This window comes from Streptomyces sp. NPDC059166, from assembly GCF_042755185.1.
GTDB lineage: Bacteria > Actinomycetota > Actinomycetes > Streptomycetales > Streptomycetaceae > Streptomyces.
In genome coordinates this window covers 1-20999 of record NZ_JBHZCI010000021.1, presented here as the reverse complement: position 1 = coordinate 20999, position 20999 = coordinate 1, and the positions used below count along the sequence as shown (strand labels likewise).

The 20999-nt window shown below is 72.4% G+C and carries 17 protein-coding genes; 8 read left to right on the top strand and 9 right to left on the bottom strand.

The window, feature by feature from the left end:
- The first annotated feature begins 130 nt into the window (after positions 1 to 130).
- Together ACFXOA_RS17525 and ACFXOA_RS17520 are read left to right on the top strand one after the other, a co-directional pair.
- On the top strand, positions 131 to 298 hold the full coding sequence (locus ACFXOA_RS17525; RefSeq protein WP_385028549.1) for a hypothetical protein: 168 nt from the start codon (positions 131 to 133) through the stop codon (positions 296 to 298).
- Positions 299 to 585: 287 nt separating this feature from the next.
- Positions 586 to 1008 (top strand): Asp23/Gls24 family envelope stress response protein, encoded by a 423-nt coding sequence (locus ACFXOA_RS17520; protein ID WP_385028546.1) that lies wholly within the window; start codon positions 586 to 588, stop codon positions 1006 to 1008.
- Between the two features lie 57 nt (positions 1009 to 1065).
- On the opposite strand, the gene ACFXOA_RS17515 is transcribed toward ACFXOA_RS17520, so the two are convergent.
- The 6 genes from ACFXOA_RS17515 to ACFXOA_RS17490 are packed head-to-tail and all read right to left on the bottom strand — an operon-like array spanning position 1066 to position 9613.
- Entirely contained in the window at positions 1066 to 3393 is a 2328-nt protein-coding gene (locus ACFXOA_RS17515) for a glycoside hydrolase family 3 N-terminal domain-containing protein (protein ID WP_385028543.1), read from the bottom strand.
- Between the two features lie 50 nt (positions 3394 to 3443).
- Positions 3444 to 5378, bottom strand: a complete 1935-nt coding sequence (locus tag ACFXOA_RS17510; RefSeq protein WP_385028540.1) for a cellulase family glycosylhydrolase — start codon at positions 5376 to 5378, stop codon at positions 3444 to 3446.
- Positions 5379 to 5433: 55 nt separating this feature from the next.
- Positions 5434 to 6489, bottom strand: coding sequence for a LacI family DNA-binding transcriptional regulator (locus tag ACFXOA_RS17505; RefSeq protein ID WP_385028537.1), 1056 nt, complete (start codon positions 6487 to 6489; stop codon positions 5434 to 5436).
- A complete protein-coding gene (locus ACFXOA_RS17500; protein ID WP_385028534.1) occupies positions 6486 to 7313 on the bottom strand; it encodes a carbohydrate ABC transporter permease in 828 nt (275 codons plus the stop codon). The genes ACFXOA_RS17505 and ACFXOA_RS17500 overlap by 4 nt, the downstream gene beginning before the upstream one ends.
- A gap of 13 nt (positions 7314 to 7326) precedes the next feature.
- A complete protein-coding gene (locus ACFXOA_RS17495; RefSeq protein WP_385028531.1) occupies positions 7327 to 8289 on the bottom strand; it encodes a carbohydrate ABC transporter permease in 963 nt (320 codons plus the stop codon).
- Positions 8290 to 8320: 31 nt separating this feature from the next.
- Complete coding sequence (locus ACFXOA_RS17490; protein WP_385028528.1) at positions 8321 to 9613, bottom strand: ABC transporter substrate-binding protein; 1293 nt, start codon at positions 9611 to 9613, stop codon at positions 8321 to 8323.
- A gap of 298 nt (positions 9614 to 9911) precedes the next feature.
- Between ACFXOA_RS17490 and ACFXOA_RS17485 the strand changes: the two genes are divergently transcribed.
- Together ACFXOA_RS17485 and ACFXOA_RS17480 are read left to right on the top strand one after the other, a co-directional pair.
- The gene (locus ACFXOA_RS17485) at positions 9912 to 10169 is read left to right on the top strand and encodes a type II toxin-antitoxin system prevent-host-death family antitoxin (protein ID WP_365089311.1); all 258 of its coding nucleotides are present in this window, start codon (positions 9912 to 9914) and stop codon (positions 10167 to 10169) included.
- On the top strand, positions 10166 to 10423 hold the full coding sequence (locus ACFXOA_RS17480) for a Txe/YoeB family addiction module toxin (RefSeq protein ID WP_365686838.1): 258 nt from the start codon (positions 10166 to 10168) through the stop codon (positions 10421 to 10423). Before ACFXOA_RS17485 ends, ACFXOA_RS17480 begins: the two co-directional genes overlap by 4 nt.
- Positions 10424 to 10624: 201 nt before the next feature.
- Here ACFXOA_RS17480 and ACFXOA_RS17475 read toward each other — a convergent pair whose 3' ends face one another.
- Positions 10625 to 11038: a RidA family protein gene (locus ACFXOA_RS17475; protein WP_385028523.1), complete on the bottom strand. Its 414-nt coding sequence runs from the start codon at positions 11036 to 11038 to the stop codon at positions 10625 to 10627.
- Between the two features lie 234 nt (positions 11039 to 11272).
- Between ACFXOA_RS17475 and ACFXOA_RS17470 the strand changes: the two genes are divergently transcribed.
- The gene (locus tag ACFXOA_RS17470) at positions 11273 to 14170 is read left to right on the top strand and encodes a BTAD domain-containing putative transcriptional regulator (protein ID WP_385028520.1); all 2898 of its coding nucleotides are present in this window, start codon (positions 11273 to 11275) and stop codon (positions 14168 to 14170) included.
- Positions 14171 to 14261: 91 nt separating this feature from the next.
- Here the strand turns inward: ACFXOA_RS17470 and ACFXOA_RS17465 are convergent, their stop codons facing one another.
- Together ACFXOA_RS17465 and ACFXOA_RS17460 are read right to left on the bottom strand one after the other, a co-directional pair.
- The gene (locus ACFXOA_RS17465; protein WP_385028517.1) at positions 14262 to 14837 is read right to left on the bottom strand and encodes a M23 family metallopeptidase; all 576 of its coding nucleotides are present in this window, start codon (positions 14835 to 14837) and stop codon (positions 14262 to 14264) included.
- Between the two features lie 167 nt (positions 14838 to 15004).
- Positions 15005 to 16489 carry a PucR family transcriptional regulator ligand-binding domain-containing protein gene (locus ACFXOA_RS17460; protein ID WP_385028514.1) on the bottom strand — a complete coding sequence of 495 codons (1485 nt, stop codon included), beginning with the start codon at positions 16487 to 16489 and terminating at the stop codon, positions 15005 to 15007.
- A gap of 124 nt (positions 16490 to 16613) precedes the next feature.
- Here ACFXOA_RS17460 and ACFXOA_RS17455 point away from each other — a divergent pair, with 124 nt between their 5' ends.
- The 3 genes from ACFXOA_RS17455 (at position 16614) to ACFXOA_RS17445 (ending at position 20872) form a co-directional block, all read left to right on the top strand.
- Complete coding sequence (locus ACFXOA_RS17455) at positions 16614 to 18083, top strand: sodium:solute symporter (protein WP_385028511.1); 1470 nt, start codon at positions 16614 to 16616, stop codon at positions 18081 to 18083.
- Between the two features lie 141 nt (positions 18084 to 18224).
- Positions 18225 to 19193, top strand: a complete 969-nt coding sequence (speB, locus tag ACFXOA_RS17450) for an agmatinase (protein WP_385028508.1) — start codon at positions 18225 to 18227, stop codon at positions 19191 to 19193.
- Positions 19190 to 20872 carry a thiamine pyrophosphate-binding protein gene (locus ACFXOA_RS17445; protein WP_385028505.1) on the top strand — a complete coding sequence of 561 codons (1683 nt, stop codon included), beginning with the start codon at positions 19190 to 19192 and terminating at the stop codon, positions 20870 to 20872. Before speB ends, ACFXOA_RS17445 begins: the two co-directional genes overlap by 4 nt.
- Positions 20873 to 20999: the final 127 nt, after the last annotated feature.

Genomic DNA, 20999 nt, shown 5'->3' with positions numbered 1-20999 from the left:
CGGTCGCGGTGGCTAAGCGCTTGCTCAGACCCTTCCGAAGTTACCCGGCGGTCATGGTGGCTGTCCAGGGTGATGCTGAGCACGCCGCCGCCCACGCGAGGCGGGCGGAGCCCGGGAGGGAGCGGTGCGGGTGGCTCACCACGAGTCCGCCGAGGGTTACTGCTCACTCACCCCGGCCCACGGCATGGAGGCTGCGGACGGTGGAGGCGGCCGTGCCGGCGACGGGGAGCGGCGGGACCGCGCGCTCCAGGTGCTGTCCTGGGGCGTGGGCGGACCACGCCCCAGGACAGGGAGGTGAGGGCTGGTTCCGGACCCTCACCGATGATTCGGAGCCGACGTGGCACCGGATTGGTCCGGGTCGCGCGCGGCGGTTCCGTCCGGCTCCGGCCGAAGGTCCGGACCGGGTTACAGGTGGCGGAGGGTGCCGCTTCCCGGCGGTCCGGCCAGGAAGCCAGGTGGCGGAGAGTGCCGGTCCGGAGCGCCCTGTCACCCCGATGGCGGCACGGCGCGGGCAGGCGCACAGTGAGACGAGGGGCCGGTGAGGAACGGGCCGGCCCGTCGCACCGAACTCTCTGTGAGGCAGTCATGGCTGATGTGGGCGGTAACACGGAACAGACCGGACGCGGCACGACGACCATCGCGGACGGGGTCGTGGCCACCATCGCCGGAATCGCCATCCGCGACACCGAAGGCGTGCACTCGGTGGGCCGGGGGGCGTCGAAGGCGATAGGCGCGGTCACCGGACGCCGCTCCGGCTCCTCGGGGGCGGGACGCGCCGTCAAGGTCGAGGTGGGCGAGAAGCAGACGGCGATCGACGTGGACGTCGAGGTGGAGTACGGGGTCCAGATCCACAAGCTCGCCGACCGGATCAGGACCAACGCCACCGACGCGGTCGAGTCGATGACCGGCCTGGAGGTCGTCGAGATCAACATCAACGTCTTCGACGTCCACGTCCCGGACGAGGACGAGGACGAGGAGGACGAGGGCTCGACCGCACGCGTGCGGTGAGCCGCGCGCCCGGACGCCCCTCCACCGAGGCGCCGGCGCACCCCGTCCGGCCCGCGGTCAGCGCCCGCCGGACTCCCTCACCAGCAGCCCGGCGGTCTCCGTCCGGTCGGACGACGGGCCGGTGCCGATGGCGAACTCGCCCGGTTCCACGGCCCATTCGCCCTCGTACGTGAACGACGCCAGGGTCCCCGCGTCCAGAGCGAAGGTGACCTCGACGACCGCACCCGGCGCCAGGTCCACCCTCGCGAAGCCGCGCAGCTCACGCACCCGCGGCCACGCGGTCCCGCCCAGCACCCGGCGTACGTAGAGCTGGACGGTCTCGGCCACCGGACGGCTCCCCGTGTTGGCGACCCGCACCACGCAACTGACGGGCGCGGTGGCGCCGTCCGGCGTGAACTCGCCGGCCGCCACCTCCGAGCGGGACAGCACGGGGGCGCCGTACTCGACCGACGTGTAGCTCAGCCCGTGGCCGAAGGGGTGGCGGGCGGTCGCGGGCCGGTCGACGTAGCCGCGGTACCCGTGGTCCTTGACGTTGTAGAACACGGGCAGCTGGCCCGTCGAGCGGGGCACCGAGACGGGCAGCCGCCCCTGCGGCTCGGCCGCTCCGAAGAGGACGTCCGCGACGGCCTGCCCGCCCCACGGGCCCGGATACCAGGCGGACAGCACCGCCGACACCCGGCCGGTGAGATCCGGCAACGCGTGCGGACGCCCCTGGACGAGTACCACCACGACCGGGGTGCCGGTCGACGCGACCGCGTCCAGCAGCGCCGACTGGCCCTCCGGCAGACCGAGTTCGGCCAGGTCGACACCCTCGCCGCAGGTCATCCCCACCGGATTGCCGGTGGAGACGACCGCGGCGCCGTTGGCGTCGAAGCGGGTGTCCGGCTCGCGCGCACTGGAGCCGCCGAGGACCAGGACCACCACATCGGCCGCGGTCGCGAGGGCCACCGCCTCGGGAAGGCCCGAGGTGTCGCCGCCGACCAGTTCGCAGCCCCGGGCGTGGGTCACCTCGGTGCCCTCCGGCGCGGCCGCCCGGACACCGGCGAGCACGGTGCGGCCGGCTCCCGGCCGCTGCGGGGCCGTGTAGTCACCGATCTGCTGCGGGACGGAGTCGGCGTTCGGGCCGATCACCGCCACGGTCCCGAGTCCCCGCCCGGCCAACGGCAGCGTGGCACCGTCGTGCGTGAGGAGCGTGACCGCCTCGCGGGCCACCCGCTCACTCAGCCGCTCCACGTCCTCCGGCGCCGGGGGACGCGCGGTGGTGTACGGCTGCTCGAAGAGCCCGAGACGGAACTTCAGGGCCAGGACGCGTCCGGCCGCCCGGTCCAGCGTCGCCTCGTCGACCAGGCCGCGCCGGACCGCGTCCGCGAGCCGCGGGTAGCAGTCGTCCCACAGACTCAGGTCCGTCCCGGCCCGCAACGCCATCGCGCCGGCCGCAGCCGGATCACCCGCCAGCCGGACCAGCCGGTCGACCGCGAGCCCGTCGGCCATCACCAGGCCGTCGAAACCCCACCGCTCCCGGAGGATCCCGGTCAGCAGCTCACGATTCGCCGCACACGGCACACCGTCGAACTCGTTGTACGCCGCCATCACACCGGCGGCCCCCGCCCGCACCCCCGCCAGCGCCGCCACCAGATGGATCTCGTGCAGCTCCCGCAGCCCGAGGTCGGTCGCCGCGCTGTTGCGGCCGCCGACGGTGGCGCCCTGACCCGCGAAGTGCTTGAGGACGACCGCCGCACGGCCGGGACCGATGCCCTCCCCGGCCGGACCGCCCTGCACACCGCGCACCAGCGCCTCGGTGAACCGCGCGGCCAGATACGGATCCTCGCCGAAGCACTCCTCCGCCCGGCCCCAGCGCGGATCCCGCACCAGGTCGAGGGCGGAGACCAGGGCGACGTGGCCGCCCCGGGCCCGGAGCTGGGCGGCGGCCGCGGCGGCGGCCTCCTCGTACAGCTCCGGATCCCAGGTGGCGCCCACCGCCAGATTGACCGGCAGGACCGTCCCGTCCAGCGCCTGGTGTCCGTGCGGCATCTCCTCCACCATCAGGACGGGGATGCCGAGGCGGGTGTTCTCCACGACATGCCGCTGCACGGCGTCGGAGACCCCCGCCCCGTCCCCGGCGCCGATGCCCGTCTCCGCGGTCACCCCGGACCACGGGTCGGCACGCTGCAGCCCGTACAGCGCGCCCATGCCGTCGTACGCGGCCACCTCCGCGTGGAACGCGTCCGTCAGCCGGTGGCCGGACGGGGTGCGCTCGTACGCGTCCCAGCCGTACATCCGCTGGTTGACCTGGCCCACCTTCTCGGTGAGCGTCATCCGCGACAGCAGGTCGCGCACCCGGTCGGCGACGGGCATCGCGGGGTCACGGAACAGCGGTTCGGACATGGTGCGGCGGCTCATTTCTCAAGGACGGAGGGCGGGACGGGCGGGCGCGGTCAGCGCAGTTCGAGGACGCGCACCCCGTACGGGGAAAGCGTCACGTCCCGCACCGGGGCCCCGCCGGACAGCTCACGCAGTTCGCCGTCCACCGCCGGGCGTACGGTCAGCTCCTCGTCAGACTGGCTCACCAGCCACACGAAGCGGGCGCCGTCCTCGCGGACCAGGGAGTCGGCGGCGACGTGCGGGGTGTCCACCGTCACCGGTCGCGCCGCCCCGGCCAGTTCGGCGAGCGCCGCGTACAGCCGGTGGGTCTGCTCCGGGTTGGCCCGGGCCGTACGGGCGGCCATGTGCTCCAGCGGGTAGGTGGCCAGGACCGTCCGTCCCGCGCCGGTCTCGTACCGCAGCAGCGCCGGACGGCCGTGCGCGTCGGTCGCCACGACCCGGGCCCCGTCCGGGACGACCGGCAGGTAGGCCCGGCTGTCCTCGTTGCCCGCGACGGGGAAGGTCAGCACCTCGCCCGCCGCGATCGAGCCGAAGTCCTCGGTGAACGTCATCTCCAGGACGTCGTCCTCGATCGGCTCCGCCACCCCGTACGACAGCTGGAGCTCCACCCCGAACAGCCCGTCCAGGTCATGGAACCAGGGGCCGCGGGTCGTCGGGTACTCGCCCGAGCAGAACGACAGGTAGACCGTGGCACCCTCCCGCGCCCGGCGCTCCAGGTCACGGCGGGTACGGGTGGTCAGCTGCCGGGTCGACGGCAGCAGATACAGCGAGGCGTCGCCGGGCAGCCCGTCCGCCTCGCGGGCGAACGCCACCGGCAGGTCCGCGCCGCGCGCGGCCACGTACCCCTGGTGCAACGAGGTGAAGATCAGCGGGCGGTCGGCCGGCCTGCTGTACGGGTAGCCCCGCTCCAGGAAGGCCGGCACCACGAGCGCCGCGTCCGCGTCGGAGCGGCGGCAGCGCGCGAAGTCGACCTGCTCCAGCACCTTCGCGAAGGCGGCCAGCTCACGCAGCGGCTCCTTCGGGCGGCCGGCGCTGTCCGTGATCCCGAAGTGCATCTCGAAGGGGTGGTGGTCGTACGGCGACTGCTCCCACAGGTCGTCGTAGTCCGTGTTGTTCCACGCCATCCAGCCCGTCGCCCCGCCCAGCAGCGAGTTGTGCAGCGTCTGGCGGTAGTAGATCCCGGCGTTCGCCGCCGACACCGTGTCCGTGGAGAGCCCGAACTCCTCCAGGACGACGGGCTGCCCGGTGACGGAGGCCAGCTCGCACTCGAACGCCGCCCGGTAGTGCTGGCGCGGCCGGTCGGTGTCGGAGCGGTAGACGTGCGGGCCGACGAAGTCGACGTACTCGGCGGTCTCCCGCAGCGAGAAGCCGTTGTCCCGGCCGGTCACCTCGATGCCCCAGGCACCGTCGCCGAGCGACACCGGCTGGGTGCCGCCCGCGGCGCGCACGGCGTCGCACATGAACTGGGCCCAGGCGGTGACGACATCGCTGGAGGGCGGGTCCACCTGGTAGATCCGGCCGTAGCCCGGCATCTCGTTGGTGATCAGCCAGCCGGTGACGGCCGGGTGGTCCTTGAAGCGGCGGGTCATCTGCGAGACGAACCACGCCTGCCGGCCGACCAGCCACACGTCCTCGTACAGGTCGCGGTCACCACGCCAGACCGGGTCCCAGTTCTCGCCCGACATGTGGCCGACGATGAAGGTGGGGACCGTGCCCATGCCCAGCTCGCGGTGGGCGTCGAGGAAGTCCCGGAAACGGTCGCAGAGCTCCTCGTCGATCCTGCCCGGCTCTGGGTGGAAGTCCGGCCAGTAGAAGAACGAGCGGGTCATGTTCAGACCGTGCTCCCGGAGCACCGCCAGTTCCTCCCGCACCGTCTTCGGCTCGTAGTTCCGCCACATCAGCGGACCACCGGTACGGGACCAGAAGTTGGTCCCGAGCCACGGGAGTACGGCGGAGTCGTGGGTGAGCTGGGCGCTGTGGCGTCGCATGGTGTTTCCGGGTTCCTCTTCGCGGTGCGGGGGTGTGCTGCGTGGTACGGGTGGATCAGGGCGGCGGGCAGGGCGCGGGCCCGGTGGACTCCCGCTCGACGAGCCGGGGGCGTCCGTCGAGCGCGGGCGGGGGAACGTCCTCCCCGCACCCGGCGAGCAGGACGCGGGCGGCTGCCGCGCCTACCTGCTGCACCTGCTGGTCGACGGTGGTGAGCCGGGGGTGCAGCCATCGGCCGAGCGGCAGGTTGTCGTAGCCGACCACCGACAGGTCGTCCGGCACCCGCAGTCCGGCGCGCTGCGCGGTGCCGATGCCGCACACCGCCATCGAGTCGTTGGGGAAGACGAGCGCGGTCGGCCGGTCCGGCAGGGCGAGCAGCTCCTCGGTGACCTCGACGGCCGCCCGCTCGGTGAAGTCGCTGTGCCGTACGGCCGCGGGGACGAGCCCCGCCCCGGCCAGCGCGTCCTCGAACGCGCTCAGCCGCAGCCGGGTGTGCAGCAGTTCCGCCGGGCCCGCCACATAGGCGATACGCCGGTGGCCGAGCTCCAGCAGATGCGCGACGGCCTCCCGTACACCGGCGTCCTGCCGGCCGAGCCCCACCCGGGGCACCGGGGACGCGGCGTCGGGAGCGCCCAGCAGCACCGCCGGCAGCCCCAGACCCCGCAGCAGGGCGGGGCGCGGGTCGTCGGCGCGTGCGTCGGTCAGCACCGCGCCGTCTATCCGCCCCTCGGCAACCAGCCGCTCGTACAGCGCGCTCTCCTGCTCCATGCCGGCGACCAGGTGGAGCAGCAGACCGTAGCCGCGCGGGGCGAGTTCGCCCTCCAGACCGGTGATCAGCTCGCTGAAGTGCGGGTCGGAGCCCAGCACATCGGTGGGCCGCCGGACGACCAGCGCGATCGTGCGGGTACGGGCCCGGCGCAGCGCCGTCGCGGAGGCGCTGGGCGACCAGCCCAGCTCGGCAGCCGCCTCCAGCACCCGGCGCCGGGTCGCCTCCGAGATCCGGCCCGTGCCGTTGACGGCCTGGGACACGGCCGCCGTGGACACACCGGCCGCCGCCGCTACGGCCTTGATGGTGGGGCGAACCGCCGCACGTGTTTCCTGGGACTGGGTCACATTTTCACCGCTCCGCTGACGAGGGCCTGCTGCATCCGCTTCTGGAGCACGGTGTAGACCACCCAGACCGGGACCAGGGTCAGCACCGTGCCCGCCGTAAGGATGCCGTAGTCCGTCCCCGTCAGGGACTTCAGCGTGGGCAGCGCGACCTGCACGGTCCGCACGTCCGGGTCGGGGCCGACGATGACGAGGGAGTAGAGGTACTCGTTCCAGAAGGTCAGGAAGTTCAGCAGCAGGATCGTCGCGATGCCGGGCATGCACATCGGGGTGTAGACGTGCCGCAGCACCGCGAAGGTGGACGCGCCGTCCATCCGGGCGGCCTCCTCCATCTCCCGCGGGATCGTCCGCATGAACTGCACCAGGATCACCACGGACAGCGGCATCGCGGTCGCCGGCAGGAACAGCACCATGAAAGCCCGGGTGTGGAACAGCCCGGTCGCCGCGGCCAGCAGGAAGGTGGGGAAGAGCGCGGCGAAGGTGGGGATCAGGAAGCCCAGGGAGAAGACCCGCTCGACGAAGGCCCCCATCCGGCCCTCGGCGCGGGCGATCGCGAAGGCCGCGGGTATCGCCAGCACCAGGGTGAGCAGCAGCGCGAGCGCCGTCACCAGCATCGAGTTGAGGATCGCCGGACCGAGGTGCGCCGAGGAGAACGACTCGGTGAAGTTGTGCGCGGAGAGCGAGGTGGGCAGGGAGAACGGGCTCCCGAATATCTGGTCGTTCGTCTTGAACGCGGAGACCAGCAGGTAGTACAGCGGGACGACCAGCAGCACCATGTACAGCCAGGCGAGGATGTGCGCCGGCAGCCAGGACCTTCCGAATTTCATGGAACCGTTCCGATCAGTAGTTCTGGCGGAAGACGCGGCGGATGGTGAGCAGGCCGACGAGACCGACCAGGAAGAGCACCACGCCCACCGTCTGGCTGTAGCCGAGGTCGGCCGCGATGAAGGCCTTCTGGTAGACGAGGAAGGAGAGCGTCGTCGACGAGCTCCCCGGGCCGCCCTGGGTCAGCAGCAGTACGTTCTGGGCGGAGCCGAACAGGGTCCAGAGGAACTGCAGCATCGTCGTCACGCCCACGAAGTCCCGGATGACGGGGAAGTGGATGCGCCACATCGTCCGCCAGTGCCCGGCGCCGTCGAGCTGTGCCGCCTCACCGATCTCGTCCGGCACGCTCCCGAGCCGGGCGGCGAACAGCACGGCGGTGAAACCGATACCGCTCCACACGTCCAGGACGATCAGCGAGGCCAGCGCGGTGGAAGGGGAGGCGAGCCAGGCGTCGGTCAGCGACCCCAGACCCACCTTGTCCAGGGCGCCGTTGAGGAGGCCGTCCGGCGAGAGGACCGCGTAGAACACCATCGCCTTCGCGGGGGTGGAGATCAGTCCCGGGATGAACAGCAGATAGCGCAGGACGCGGTGTCCGGGCGGCTTCTGCGCGACGTAGTAGCCGAGCATGTACGCGCCGGTGATCATCAGCGGCAGGGCCACCGCGAGCTGTACGGCGGTGTTGCGCACCGCGTCCCAGAAGACCGGGTCGCCGAGGACCGCGCTGATGTTGGAGGTTCCGGCGAAGGAGACCGGCTGGAGCATGCCGGGCCAGCGCAGCAGGGCGATCACGAAGATGGCGACCAGCGGGCCGACCATGAAGATCAGGTACCAGGCCAGCGCGGGCAGGGCGAGGATCGTCCCGCCCTGCGTGCGGCGCCTGGTGGTGGCGGTCGTGTCCGCCTCGCCGCGTCCGGGCAGCGGGGGACGGGCCGGCCCACGGACCGAGGCGCCGCCCTGGGCGGACGAGAGCATCGTCATTGAAGTACTCGCTAAGGCTCGGGCGCGCGGATCAGGCCGTGCGGTAGGCGGATTCCAGGGCCGAGCGCACGGCTGCGGCGCTCTTGCCCCGGGTGAAGGCGGTGCTGGTCGCGGTGATCAGCGGCTGGGTCGCGGTCGGCGGGACGTACAGGTCGGGCAGCAGCACCTGGCCGACCGAGTCGCCGAGCCGCTGGGCGTCGGCCACCAGCGGGAAGTCCTTGCTGACGGTGTCGGTCACCAGAGCCATGTCACGTCCGCTCTCGGTGATGAAGCGGGACACGGTCTCCGGCCGGTACATGAAGCGGATGAACTTCTCCACCTGCTCCAGCTTCCGGACCCCGTTGGGGCTGATCCAGAAGGCGACCAGGGTGTAGGAGCGCAGGATGGTCGGCTTCCCGTGCGACGCGCCCGGTGCGAGCGGCCAGCCACCGACCTCGGTGTGCCCGGCGGTCCTCGCCGGCACCTTGGCCAGCGCGGAGGACATCGCCGACTGCACGGCCGCCTGCTCGGTGTTGTACTGCGTGGTCATCGTGTCGGAGGTCAGGCCCTGCGCCTTGTCGGCGAAGACCCCGGCGTCCCGCAGCGACACGAAGTAGTCGATGCCCTCGCGGGCGCCGCGGCTGCCGCTGAAGTCGCCGGTCGTGTAGACCTGCCGGGCCTCGTCCTGGGTGAGGAAGGTCTGGATGATCTGGGCCAGCAGCTTCTGCCCGGTCCAGTCGTTCCCGCCGACGGTGACCGGCGCGATGCCCTTGGCCCGCAGCTTCCGCGCCGCCCCGATCAGCTGGTCCCCGGTGGTGGGGACGGAGCCGACACCGGCACGGTCCAGCAGATGCGTGTTGAAGGCGACCGGCCAGTTGGTGGCGAAGTACGGGAAGGCCCGTAGCCTGCCCTTGTCGTCGGTCCACTCCTTCAGCGCCTGGGGCAGGACGCGGTCCCTGAGCCCCCAGTCGTCGAGATAGCCCTTGACGTCGACGGTCGCGCCGACATCGGTCCAGGCCAGCGTCTTGTCGTACAGGTTGACCATGACGACGTCCGGCTCCTTGCGGGCCAGCCGCGAGGTCTCGTACACCTGCGGGAGGTCGTCGCCGTTGACCAGGTTCTTCACCCGGAGGCCCGGGTTCTCCTTCTCGAACTCCTTCACGGCGGCCGTGTAGGTGGGCGAGCCGGGCGCGGTGGTGCCGAGCTGGGTGTGGACGACGAGCGTGCCGGGGTCGGAATCGGCCGAGGCGAGGGTGGAGCAGCCGGACATTGCGGGCAGCGCGGTAGCGGCGGCCAAGCCGGAACCAGCAGCAAGGAAACCGCGCCGACTCAACGGTGAGCGCACAGCGGGATGTCTCCAACCAGGACGTTAACCAGGGTGGTTAATCGATGTACCAGTGGGTTGCGAGAAACCTAGGTGCGCATCTGGGATCGGTCAACCCCTGGTTGCACATGCTGGAGGAAGGGGCATATCGGGCGCAGCTCGCGCGCGGCCTGGTCGCATCGGGCCGGGGGGTGTGCGGCGGAGTCACGCTCCTGAACCAGCGAGAAGCCCTGAACGGCCCGGGGCGGCTGACCGTACCAAATAGCGTACGCTTGTGGTACCGTTTTCAGTACGTTAGTGATATGCGTGGGAGGAACTCATGACCATCAACGCAAGTGAAGCGCGGAAGGACTTCTTCGGTCTGATCCGTCGCGTCACCGAGGATCATGCGCCGGAGCGTGTCACGTCGAAGGCGGGCACCGTCGTGATCATGTCCGAGGAGGACTACAACGCCTGGGAGGAGACGATGTACCTGATGCGTTCCCCCCGCAATGCAGCCCGCCTCATGCGCTCCATCGAGCAGATGGACGCCGGACGCGGCACCGTGCGAGACCTGATCGACACGGAGGACGTGTGAAGACGTCGTTCTCGGACGACGGGTGGGAGGACTACACCCACTGGGCTGACACCGACCGCAAAACGCTCCGCCGGGTCAATGACCTCATCAAGGAGATCAAACGGACCCCTTTCGAAGGCAGGGGCAAGCCCGAGCCGCTGAAGGGGAACCTGTCCGGCTGGTGGTCCCGTCGCATCACGCAGGAACACCGACTGGTCTACCGCGTCACCGACTCCGGCGGCCTGGAAATCATCCAGGCCCGCGACCACTACTGACCGGCCAGGGCGGGAAAGGCTCAGTCAGCTCACCGTCAAGGACGTCCGCACCTGAGTCAACCGACTCCGCACGTGAGGCAACCGACTCCGCACCACCTGCCGGTGCTGCACGTGTGGCATGGACGCCCGCCGTGATCAGCCTCGTGGTGTCGCCGGCCTCGGCAGGACTCCCCGGACGGCGCGCGGGCCGGGCGACCCCGGTCAGGAGTCCAGTACGGCCGCGACGGCTTCGATCTCCACCAGCTGGTCGTGGTAGCCGAGGACGGTGACCCCCAGCAGGGTGCTGGGCACGTCGTGGTCGCCGAAGCCGGCGCGGATCACGTCCCAGGCGGTCACCAGGTCGGCCTGGCGGGTGGAGGCGACGAGCACCCGGGTGCTGATGACGTCCTCCAGGTCCGCTCCCGCGTCGGCCAGGGCGGTGCGCAGGTTCTCCAGGGCCTTGGCCGCCTGGCCGGCGTAGTCGCCGACCGCCACCGTCGCACCGTCCTCGTCGAGCGGGCAGGACCCGGCGAGGAAGATCAGCCGGGCCTCGGCGGGGGCGGTCGCGGCGTAGGCGTAGTCGGCGACGTCGGACAGGGTGGCGGAGCGGATGAGGGTGACGGCGCGGCGGGCCATGGTGCACGTCCTTCGGGGTGGGCTGGTGGTGGGGCGGCTCCGATCCTCACAGGGGACGTTCGCCGTCGCCTCCGAATAACGGTGCGCCTCGTACGCCGGCGAGGCCCTGCCGGACGCTTCCGTGAACGGGCGGTGGCGGTGGATCGGTTTCCGCTTCACGGGACTCGGACATCGTTACGCTGCAACGCAGTTGCCGAGTGTTCGCGGAGTCATGAGAAGTCGCGGAGGGTCGCTGTGGGGGAGCCGGTGTTCGGGGTCCTGGGGCCGCTGCGGGTGAAGGCGGACGGAGCGGCCGTACGGGTCGGAGGGGCCAAGCCCCGTGCCGTACTGGCGACGCTGCTGCTCCAGCCGAACGGTTTCGTCTCGGTCGACCTGCTGACGGAGGTGCTCTGGCCCGGCGGTGCACCACGCTCCGCCGTCGCCAACGTACGGACCCATGTGCGCACCCTGCGGCAACTGCTGCCACCGGCTGCGGTCGCCGGGCTGCGCACCGAGCCCGGCGGGTACGCGCTGGACGTCGCACCGGGCGAACTGGACTCGCTGCTCTTCGAGCGGCGGCTCGCCCAGGCCCGTGCCGCGCGCGACGGCGCGGACGACGCCGGGGCGGTGCGCGCCTACGAGGCGGCCCTCGGGCTGTGGCGCGGCGGGGTGCTCCAGGACGTGCGGTCCAGCGTGGTGTGGGACCCGGCCGTCGCAAGGATCGAGGAGTTGCGGTCCCTGGCGGCCGACGAGTGCCTGGAGGTCCGGCTCCGGCTGGGTGACTACGCCCATCTGGTCTCCGGGCTGCGCTCCCGGCTCGCCGAGAGCCCGCTGCGGGAGGACCTGTGGCGGATGCTGGTGCACGCGCTGCGGGACTCCGGCAGGAGCGCCGAGGCGCGTTCGGCGTACGCGGAGGCGGAGAGGGTGATAGCCGCCGAGCTCGGGGTGGAGCCGAGTGCGCCGCTGCGGGCCGTCGGCGCCGAGGTCAACGGGTATGCCGGCCACCGTCGGTCCGCGGCCCCGGCACCGGTGTGCCAACTACCCATGGACATACCGGACTTCACGGGGCGTGCGGTCGAGGTCGCGGACCTGGAGGCGCTGCTGTCCACCGCCGGACGGCACCCCGTGGTGGCCGCCGTCTCCGGACCGCCGGGCGCCGGGAAGTCGACCCTGGCGGTGCACGTCGCCCACCGGGTGCGTACGGCGTTCCCCGACGGGCAGCTCTTCGCCGACCTCGCAGGGACGAGTGACTGCCCGCGTGAACCGGCCGAGGTGCTGGCCGAGTTGCTGCGTGGTCTGGGCGTCATCGACAGCGCGATACCCGGCGAACCCGGTGAGCGGGCCGCGATGTTCCGCTCCCGGCTCGCGCAGCGGCGCTGTCTGATCGTGCTGGACGACGCGGTGGGGGACACCCAGGTGCGCCCTCTGCTGCCGGGTACCGGCGGCTCGGCCGTGCTGGTCACCTCGCGGCGGCGGATGCCCGGACTGCCCTCGTACGCCTGCCCGTTGGGGCTGATGCGGCATGACGACGCCCGTGCGCTGTTCGGGGCGATCGTCGGCGCGGAGCGGCTGCTCCGGGAGGGCGCGGACGCCGACCGGGTCCTCGCCGAGTGCGGATCGCTTCCGCTGGCGGTGCGGATCGCCGCCGCCCGGCTGGTCAACCGTCCGGGGTGGAGCGTCTCCACCCTGGCGGACTCGCTGCGTGACGAACGCGGGAGGCTCGGGGCGGTCCGCTCCGGTGAGCTGGAGGTACGCGCGGGCGCCGAACTCAGCTACCGCCATCTCCCGGAGCCCGCGGCCCTCGCCTTCCGGAGCTTCGGGGATCTGCCCGACGACGCCGTCCCCGGCTGGCTCGTCGCGGTGGCCACCGGCAGCGGCGGCCAGGCGGGCGAGGAGGCGGCCGGAGGGCTGGAGACCCTGCTCGACGAGCATCTGGTGGAGGTGGTGGGCAGGGACGATCTCGGCCTGAACCGCTACCGGATGCACGACCTGCTGCGGTCCTACGCCCGCGAACTCGCCCTGACCGACCACCAGGAGACCCGGATGCGGCGCCGCCTCGCGGTCATCGAGGCGTTGACGGCTCTGGCCCGTACCGCCAACGCGGCGATGCCCACCCGCTTCCTGGGCGTGCTGGGTGACCCCGGCGGCCAGGGTGGACGTCCGCCGGCCGCGGTGGCCGCCCTGGTGCGGGAGCGGCCGGTGGACTGGTTCGAGAGCGAGCACCGCAACCTGGTGGCCGCCGTGGACGCGGCGGTGCGCCTGGGCAGGACCGACCTGGCCGCGGCGCTCACCGTCGAACTGGCCGGCTTCTTCGACATGCGCGGCTACTACGGGGACTGGCTGCGCACCCACCGGCTCGTCCTCGACGCCATGCCGTCCCACGACGGATCCGGGGCGGCCGCCCTGCTGCGCAACCTCGGTCAGCTCCACCTCTACCAGGACCGCTACGAGGACGCGCTCGCCTCCTTCGACCGGTCCCGCGCCCTCTTCGCGGAGCTCGGCCACCGGACGGGGGAGGCGGTCGCGGCGGTGGGGGCCGGCTCGGTGCACCGGGTGGTGGGTGAACTCGGTACCGCGCTGGAGATGTTCACCGTCGCCCTGCGGCACTTCGCGGCCACAGGCGACCCGCACGGCGAGGCGGTGGCGCGGAACGCGATCGCCTCCGTGTGGCTGGAGCGGGAGGACCCGGAGGTCGCGGCCGACTGGTTACGAGGCGCCCTGGAGCTGTCCCTGGTCGTCGGCGACCGGCACCGGGAGGCGCAGGTACGACGCAGGGTCGCCGTGCTGCACGAGCTGCGGGGTGAGCCGCAGGCGGCGCGCGGTGAACTGGAGCACGCGCTCGGCATCTTCGACGAGCTCGCCGATCTGCACTGCGCGGCGTACGTGCAGCAGAGCATCGCCGAACTGTGCCTGCGGCAGGGCGAGTCCGGCGAGGCGTCGGCGCTGCTGGTGGGCGCGCTGGCGGTGCAGCAGCAGCTGGGCGACCGCCGGGCGCAGGCGCGGGTGGCCGGTCTGCTGGGGGAGCTGCACGACGCGACGGGGCGTACGCAGACGGCCCGGCACTACTTCCACCGCTCGCTGGCGACCTGGCGGCGGCTCGACGTACCCGATGAGGCGGGGCTGATGGACGCGAAGCTACGCGCGTTGCGCTGAGCCGGTGCGACACACGGGTGCGGGTGCGACCGCCGTCGCACCCGCACCCGTGTTCAACGCCGTCCCGGTCCGGTGGTGGACCGGGCACGGGTCAGCATCTGTTGTTGCTCTTCTGGGTGCGCTTGGTGAAGTCGCTCCACGTCACTCCCTGGACGACGGCGACGACGACCGAACCGTTGAGCTTCTGCTCGTAGTGCAGGTGGGGGGAGAGGTCGTAGAGGGCGGAGGTGGCTCCGACCTTGCCGATCAGCTGACCCACGTTCACCGTGTCACCGGCCTGCACCTCGCGGGTCTGGAGGTGGGCGTACCGGGTCTGCCAGCCGCCACCGTGGCCGATGACTATGGTGTTTCCGTAGCCCGCCCCCGTCGAGTAGTAGGACTCCAGGACGGTGCCGCCCGCGCTGGCGAACACCCGGCGGCCCAGGTCGTCCGGGGTGCCGTTGGCGTCGTAGTGGTTCCAGTCGATCGAGTGGGCGGGACTGTGGCCGTCCCAGTTGCTGCCGGTCCACACCTGGTCGCAGTCGAACGGCATCTTGAAGGCGGGCCGCGCGGCCACGGCGGCCTCCGAGGCGCCCACGATCGGCGCGGCGACCGCGACCGGGCCGATGACCATGGCGGCGGCGAACGCGCTCAGGCCGGTCAGGGCACGGCGGACATTCCTGTGCATGGTGCTCCCCTTGTCGTCGGACGACCCGTCGTCGGGTGACGCGGCGATTCAAGGGGCCGGGCATACACGGCGGATACATTTCCGCCCCTCGCACGGATGAGCGAGGGGCGGAAGGTCGGGAGGGAGGTGAGAGGGGGCCGGACGGGAGGGGCGCATCCCGGATCGGGTTACATGCGGCTCCGCAGGGCGAACCACAGCTCGGTCCGCACGTCCATGTCGTCGAGGTCCATGTCGAGCAGCGCCGCGCACCGGGCGATGCGCTGGCGGACCGTGTTGCGGTGGATCCTGAGCGCCACGGCCGTACGGTCCCAGCTGCCGTGGAGGCCGAGCCAGCAGCGCAGGGTCTCGGCCAGGGGAACGGTGAGCGGAGCGAGCAGGGCGCGGGCGTGCGCCTCGGCGCGGTCGGGGGCCACGAGGCCGGCCAGCCCGCCGAGTCCCGGGCGGTGCGTGCTCACCGGGACACGGGTGGCCTCGGCGTGCCCCAGCGCGCGCGCCGCCTGCGCGTCGGCGTCGGGCAGGGCGGTGACGGCGGCCGGTTCCGAGACCCCGATGCTCCAGCCGGACTGCGGGGGCACCGCACGAGGGCCGTGGAGCAGGATCCGTACGGTCTCCCGGTCGGCGTCGGACAGGGCCGAGCCCAGGGCGGCCGCCAGTGCGCCGGCGGTCAGCCGGTCCGCCGGGGTGCCGTCGGCGCGGCGGGCGTGCACCACCGTCCAGGAGTCCTCGTCGCCCAGCAGCGGAGCCACCTCCCCCGGTGCGGCGCCGAGCAGCAGCCGTACGAGCGCCGCCGAGCGGCCCGCGGCGTCCGCGCCCTGGTGAGGGGCGGTGAGGAGGGAGAGCAGCACCACGGCGATCCCGGCGACGGTGTGGTCGCCCGCGTCGCGCCGGGGTGTCGCCAGGGCGAGGGCCAGCCCCTGCCCGCCGCCCAGGGCGTACGCGAAGAGGTGGACGCCGTCCCGGGACTCGGCGGCCGAGGACGGGCTGGGCTTGCGGCCGCCGGGCGTCCCGGCCACCGCGCCGGTTTGCGTGGGCGCCGGGACCACCACCCGCGCCAGCCTGGCCAGGGCGGTCTGCACGTCCGGGGCGGTGCGGCCGCCCGCCGCGTGGAGCACCCCGCCGTCCGCGGTGAGCAGCGCGACCCGCCCCTCCAGGTGCACGGCGAGCTGACGCAGTACCGCCTGCACCGGGTCGGGGCGGGCCGCCGCCGTGGCCAGCGCCTGCTGCGCCCGGGTCACCCGGCGCAGCTCGCGGTGGCGGGCCTCCGCCATCAGCCGCCAGACCGCCCGGGCGATCGCGGTGAACCGGGTCTCCGGCGGCACCTCGACCAGCGGCAGGCCGTGCCGTTCGCACGCCTCCACCAGGGTGTCGGGCACGGTGTCGTACACCGGGGTCACCCCGAAGCCCAGTGCCGAGGCACCCGCCTCGACGAGCCGGGCGACGTAGGTGTCCGCGTCGCTGAGCTGGACGCCGGCCGTCAGCAGCAGCTCCCCGCCGAGGAGATAGGGGTACGGGTCGGCCATCTCCGAGGTGTGGACCCAGAGCAGTTCCGCCTGACCGGGGCCGGCCAGCAGCCGAAGCCCGAGCTCCTGGCTGCCCAGCAGTTCGGCCAGGGAGACCGGCGGGGTGGGCGGCCCGGCAGGGGAGTCGGGCATGGACGATCCATCCATTCGTCGGGGTGAGGATGGAGAAAACGTACACTTCAGCGTCGGCTTCAGGCCACCTACCGTCTTCAGGACACCCCCGACCCCTGAGCAGAAACGAGACGGAGGAAAGCCCATGGCTGTCGACTACGCGGTGATCGTGGTCTACCTGGCCGGCATGCTCGCCATGGGCTGGTGGGGCATGCGCCGCGCCAAGTCCAAGAGCGAGTTCCTGGTCGCCGGCAGGCGGCTCGGCCCCTGGATGTACTCCGGCACCATGGCCGCGATCGTCCTCGGCGGTGCCTCGACGATCGGTGGCGTGGGCCTCGGTTACCAGTACGGGCTCTCCGGCGCGTGGATGGTCTTCACGATCGGCCTCGGGCTGCTCGCGCTCTCCGTCTTCTTCTCCGCGCGCATCGCGCGGCTGAAGGTGTACACCGTCTCCGAGATGCTCGACCTGCGCTACGGCGGCAGGGCCGGAGTCATCTCGGGTGTCGTCATGTGGGCCTACACCCTGATGCTCGCGGTCACCTCGACGATCGCCTACGCGACCATCTTCGACGTGCTCTTCGACGTGAACCGGACCGTCGCGATCATCCTCGGCGGCGCGATCGTCGTCGCGTACTCGACGCTCGGCGGCATGTGGTCGATCACGATCACCGACATGGTGCAGTTCGTCGTCAAGACGATCGGCGTCCTGCTCCTGCTCCTGCCGATCGCCGTGGTCAAGGCCGGCGGCTTCAGCGAGATGAAGGCGAAGCTGCCCACCGAGTACTTCGACCCGCTGGGCATCGGCGGCGAGACGATCTTCACCTACGTCCTGATCTACACCTTCGGCATGCTCATCGGCCAGGACATCTGGCAGCGGGTGTTCACCGCCCGCAGCGACAGCACGGCCCGCTGGGGCGGCACCGTCGCCGGCACCTACTGCCTGGTCTACGCGATCGCCGGCGCCGTCATCGGCACCGCCGCCAAGGTGATGTACCCGAAGCTGCCCAGCGCGGACGCGGCCTTCGCCACGATCGTCAAGGACGAGCTCCCGGTCGGGGTGCGCGGGCTGGTGCTCGCCGCCGCGCTCGCCGCGGTGATGTCCACCTCGTCCGGCGCGCTGATCGCCTGCGCCACCGTCGCCAACAACGACATCTGGTCGCGGCTGCGGGGCGTCGTCGCGAAGGACGGGCACGGCGAGGCCGAGCGGGACGAGGTCAAGGGCAACCGGGCCTTCATCCTGGTGATGGGCGCCGCCACGATCGTGATCTCCATCGCGCTCAACGACGTCGTCGAGGCCCTGACCGTCGCCTACAACCTGCTGGTCGGCTGCCTGCTGGTGCCGATCCTCGGCGGGCTGCTGTGGCGCCGGGGCACGGCCGCCGGAGCCCTGGCCTCCGTGGCCGTCGGCGGCGTCGCCGTCATCGGGCTGATGGCGGGGTACGGGATCCTCGCCAACGAGCCCATCTACTACGGTCTGCTCGCCTCGCTCGCGACGTACGTCGTCGTCTCACTGGCCACGAAGCCGACCGACCCGGCCGTGCTGAGCGCCTGGCGCGAGCGGCTGGCCGGACGCGGAACCGAGGACCCGGCCACCCCGGACCCGGTCACCGCCTGACCCCGGTCACCGCCTGACCCCGGCACCCGCGCCGCCTCGTGGTCACTCGGCCGACCCGGGCCACCAGGCGGCTCCTGACAGACTGATCAACGTATGAACGCCCACCCGGCGTGCATGGCTGAACGAAAGGCACCCGCACCCATGAGCAGCAACGAAGCGCCGCGCGGCCCCATCGACTCCTCCCGCGTCCCGCGCTACGCCGGGCCCGCCACGTTCGCCCGGCTGCCCCGCCTCGACGAGGTCGGCACCGCCGACGTCGCCGTCGTCGGTGTGCCCTTCGACACCGGTGTCTCCTACCGCCCCGGCGCCCGCTTCGGCGGCAACGCCATCCGCGAGGCCTCCCGGCTCCTGCGCCCCTACAACCCGGCGCAGGACGCCTCACCCTTCGCCCTCGCCCAGGTCGCCGACGCCGGTGACATCGCCGCGAACCCGTTCAACATCAACGAGGCCGTCGAGACCGTCGAGGCCGCCGCCGACGACCTCCTGGCCACCGGCGCCCGCATGATGACCCTGGGCGGCGACCACACCATCGCGCTGCCGCTGCTGCGCTCGGTCGCCAAGAAGCACGGCCCGGTCGCCCTGCTCCACTTCGACGCCCACCTGGACACCTGGGACACCTACTTCGGCGCCGAGTACACCCACGGCACCCCGTTCCGCCGCGCCGTCGAGGAAGGCATCCTCGACACCGAGGCGCTGTCCCACGTCGGCACCCGCGGGCCGCTCTACGGCAAGCAGGACCTCACCGACGACGCCAAGATGGGCTTCGGCATCGTCACCTCCGCCGACGTCATGCGGCGCGGCGTCGACGAGATCGCCGACCAGCTGCGTCAGCGCATCGGCGACCGGCCGCTGTACATCTCCATCGACATCGACGTCCTCGACCCGGCGCACGCCCCCGGCACCGGCACCCCCGAGGCAGGCGGCCTCACCTCGCGCGAGCTCCTGGAGATCCTGCGCGGACTCTCCTCCTGCCACCTCGTCTCGGCGGACCTCGTCGAGGTCGCCCCGGCGTACGATCACGCGGAGATCACCTCCGTCGCCGCCTCGCACACCGCGTACGAGCTGACGACGATCATGTCCCGCCAGATCGCGGAAGGCCGCACCAAGTGAGCCACGACCACGACGACCGGCCTCAGCTCACCGCCGCCCAGGCGGAGGCCGCGCTGAACCCTCCGCCCGGACGCAACGGCGGCGACCTCGTCGTCGAGACCCTCCAGGGCCTCGGCGCCACCACCGTCTTCGGACTGCCCGGCCAGCACGCGCTCGGCATGTTCGACGCGCTGCGCCGCTCCTCCCTCTCCTACGTCGGGCTGCGCGTCGAGAACAACGCGGGCTTCGCCGCCGACGCCTACGGGCGGATCACCGGCGAGGTGGCCCCGCTGCTGCTCTCCACCGGCCCCGGCGCACTGACCTCGCTGGCCGCGCTCCAGGAAGCGGCCGCCGCCTCCGCCCCCGTGCTGGCGGTCTCCAGCCAGATCCCCACCGCAGGGCTCGGCGGCGGACGCCACGGCTACCTGCACGAGCTGCGCGACCAGAAGGCGTCCTTCCGGGACATCGTGAAGTCCGTGCACACCGTGCGCACCGCCTCGCAGATCCCCTCCGCGATCGCCGCCGCCTGGGAGTCCGCGCTGACCGCCCCGCACGGGCCGGTCTGGGTCGAGATCCCCCAGGACGTGCTGCTCGCCGAGACCACCCTGCCCGTCGTCAGCGCCCTCGACGCCACCCCGCGCGAGCTGTACCCGCGCCCCGAGCTGACCGTCGCGGCCGCTCACCTCCTCTCGAAGGCCGAACGCCCGGCGATCATCGCGGGCGGCGGAGTCGTACGCTCCGACGCGGCCGGAAAGCTGCTGGCCCTCGCCGAGAAGCTCGACGCCCCCGTCGTCACCACCTTCGGCGGCAAGGGCGCCTTCCCCTGGGAGCACCCGCTCTCGCTCCAGTCCTGGCTGGAGGACCGCTACACCACGGACTTCCTGGAGTCCGCGGACGTCCTGCTGGTCGTCGGCTCCGGACTCGGCGAGCTCTCCTCGAACTACCACACCTTCGCCCCGCGCGGCCGGGTGATCCAGATCGAGGCCGACGCCGGGAAGCTTGAGTCCAACCACCCCGCGCTCGGCATCCACTCCGACGCCCGCGAGGCACTCGCCGACCTGCTGGAGACCGTCGAGCGCCGCGAGGACCCGCAGGCCGCCGAGCAGGTCAGCACCCTGCTGGGCAAGGTCCGCGACCGCATCGCCGCCCAGGACCTCACCCTGGAGCAGCAGGTGCTGGCCTCCGTACGCGAGGCGCTGCCCGACACCTCGCCCAGCTTCTGGGACATGACGATCCTGGCCTACTGGGCCTGGTCCGCCTTCGACGCCCGCCACCCCAACACCATGCACTCGGCACAGGGCGCCGGCGGCCTCGGCTACGGCTTCCCGGCCGCGATCGGGGCGGCCTCCGCCGACCGCACCAGGCCCGTGCTCGCGGTCTCCGGCGACGGCGGCGCGATGTACTCGATCGCCGAGCTCGCCACCGCGCGCCAGTACGACCTGCCGGTGACCTGGCTGATCGTCGACGACGGCGGCTACGGCATCCTGCGCGAGTACATGACGGACGCCTTCGGCGAGGCCACCGCGACCGAGCTGTCCCGCCCGGACTTCGTCGCGCTCGCCGAGTCCTTCGGCGTCCCCGCCGTCCGTACGACGCCCGATTCCCTGGCCGCCGACCTCGGCAAGGCGCTCGCCTCCCCCGGCCCCTCGGTGGTGGTGCTCCCGGCGCTGCTGAGGATGTTCGAGCCGACGCACCTGTAGGACGACCCGCCCGTGGGGGCGGGCCCCGGGGCCGCCCCCCCCCCCCGCGCACACCCCCCCACCGCAAACCACCCCCCGGGGGGGCCCCCCCCCCGGGGCGCCCACCACCACAGGCGGAAAGAGTGGG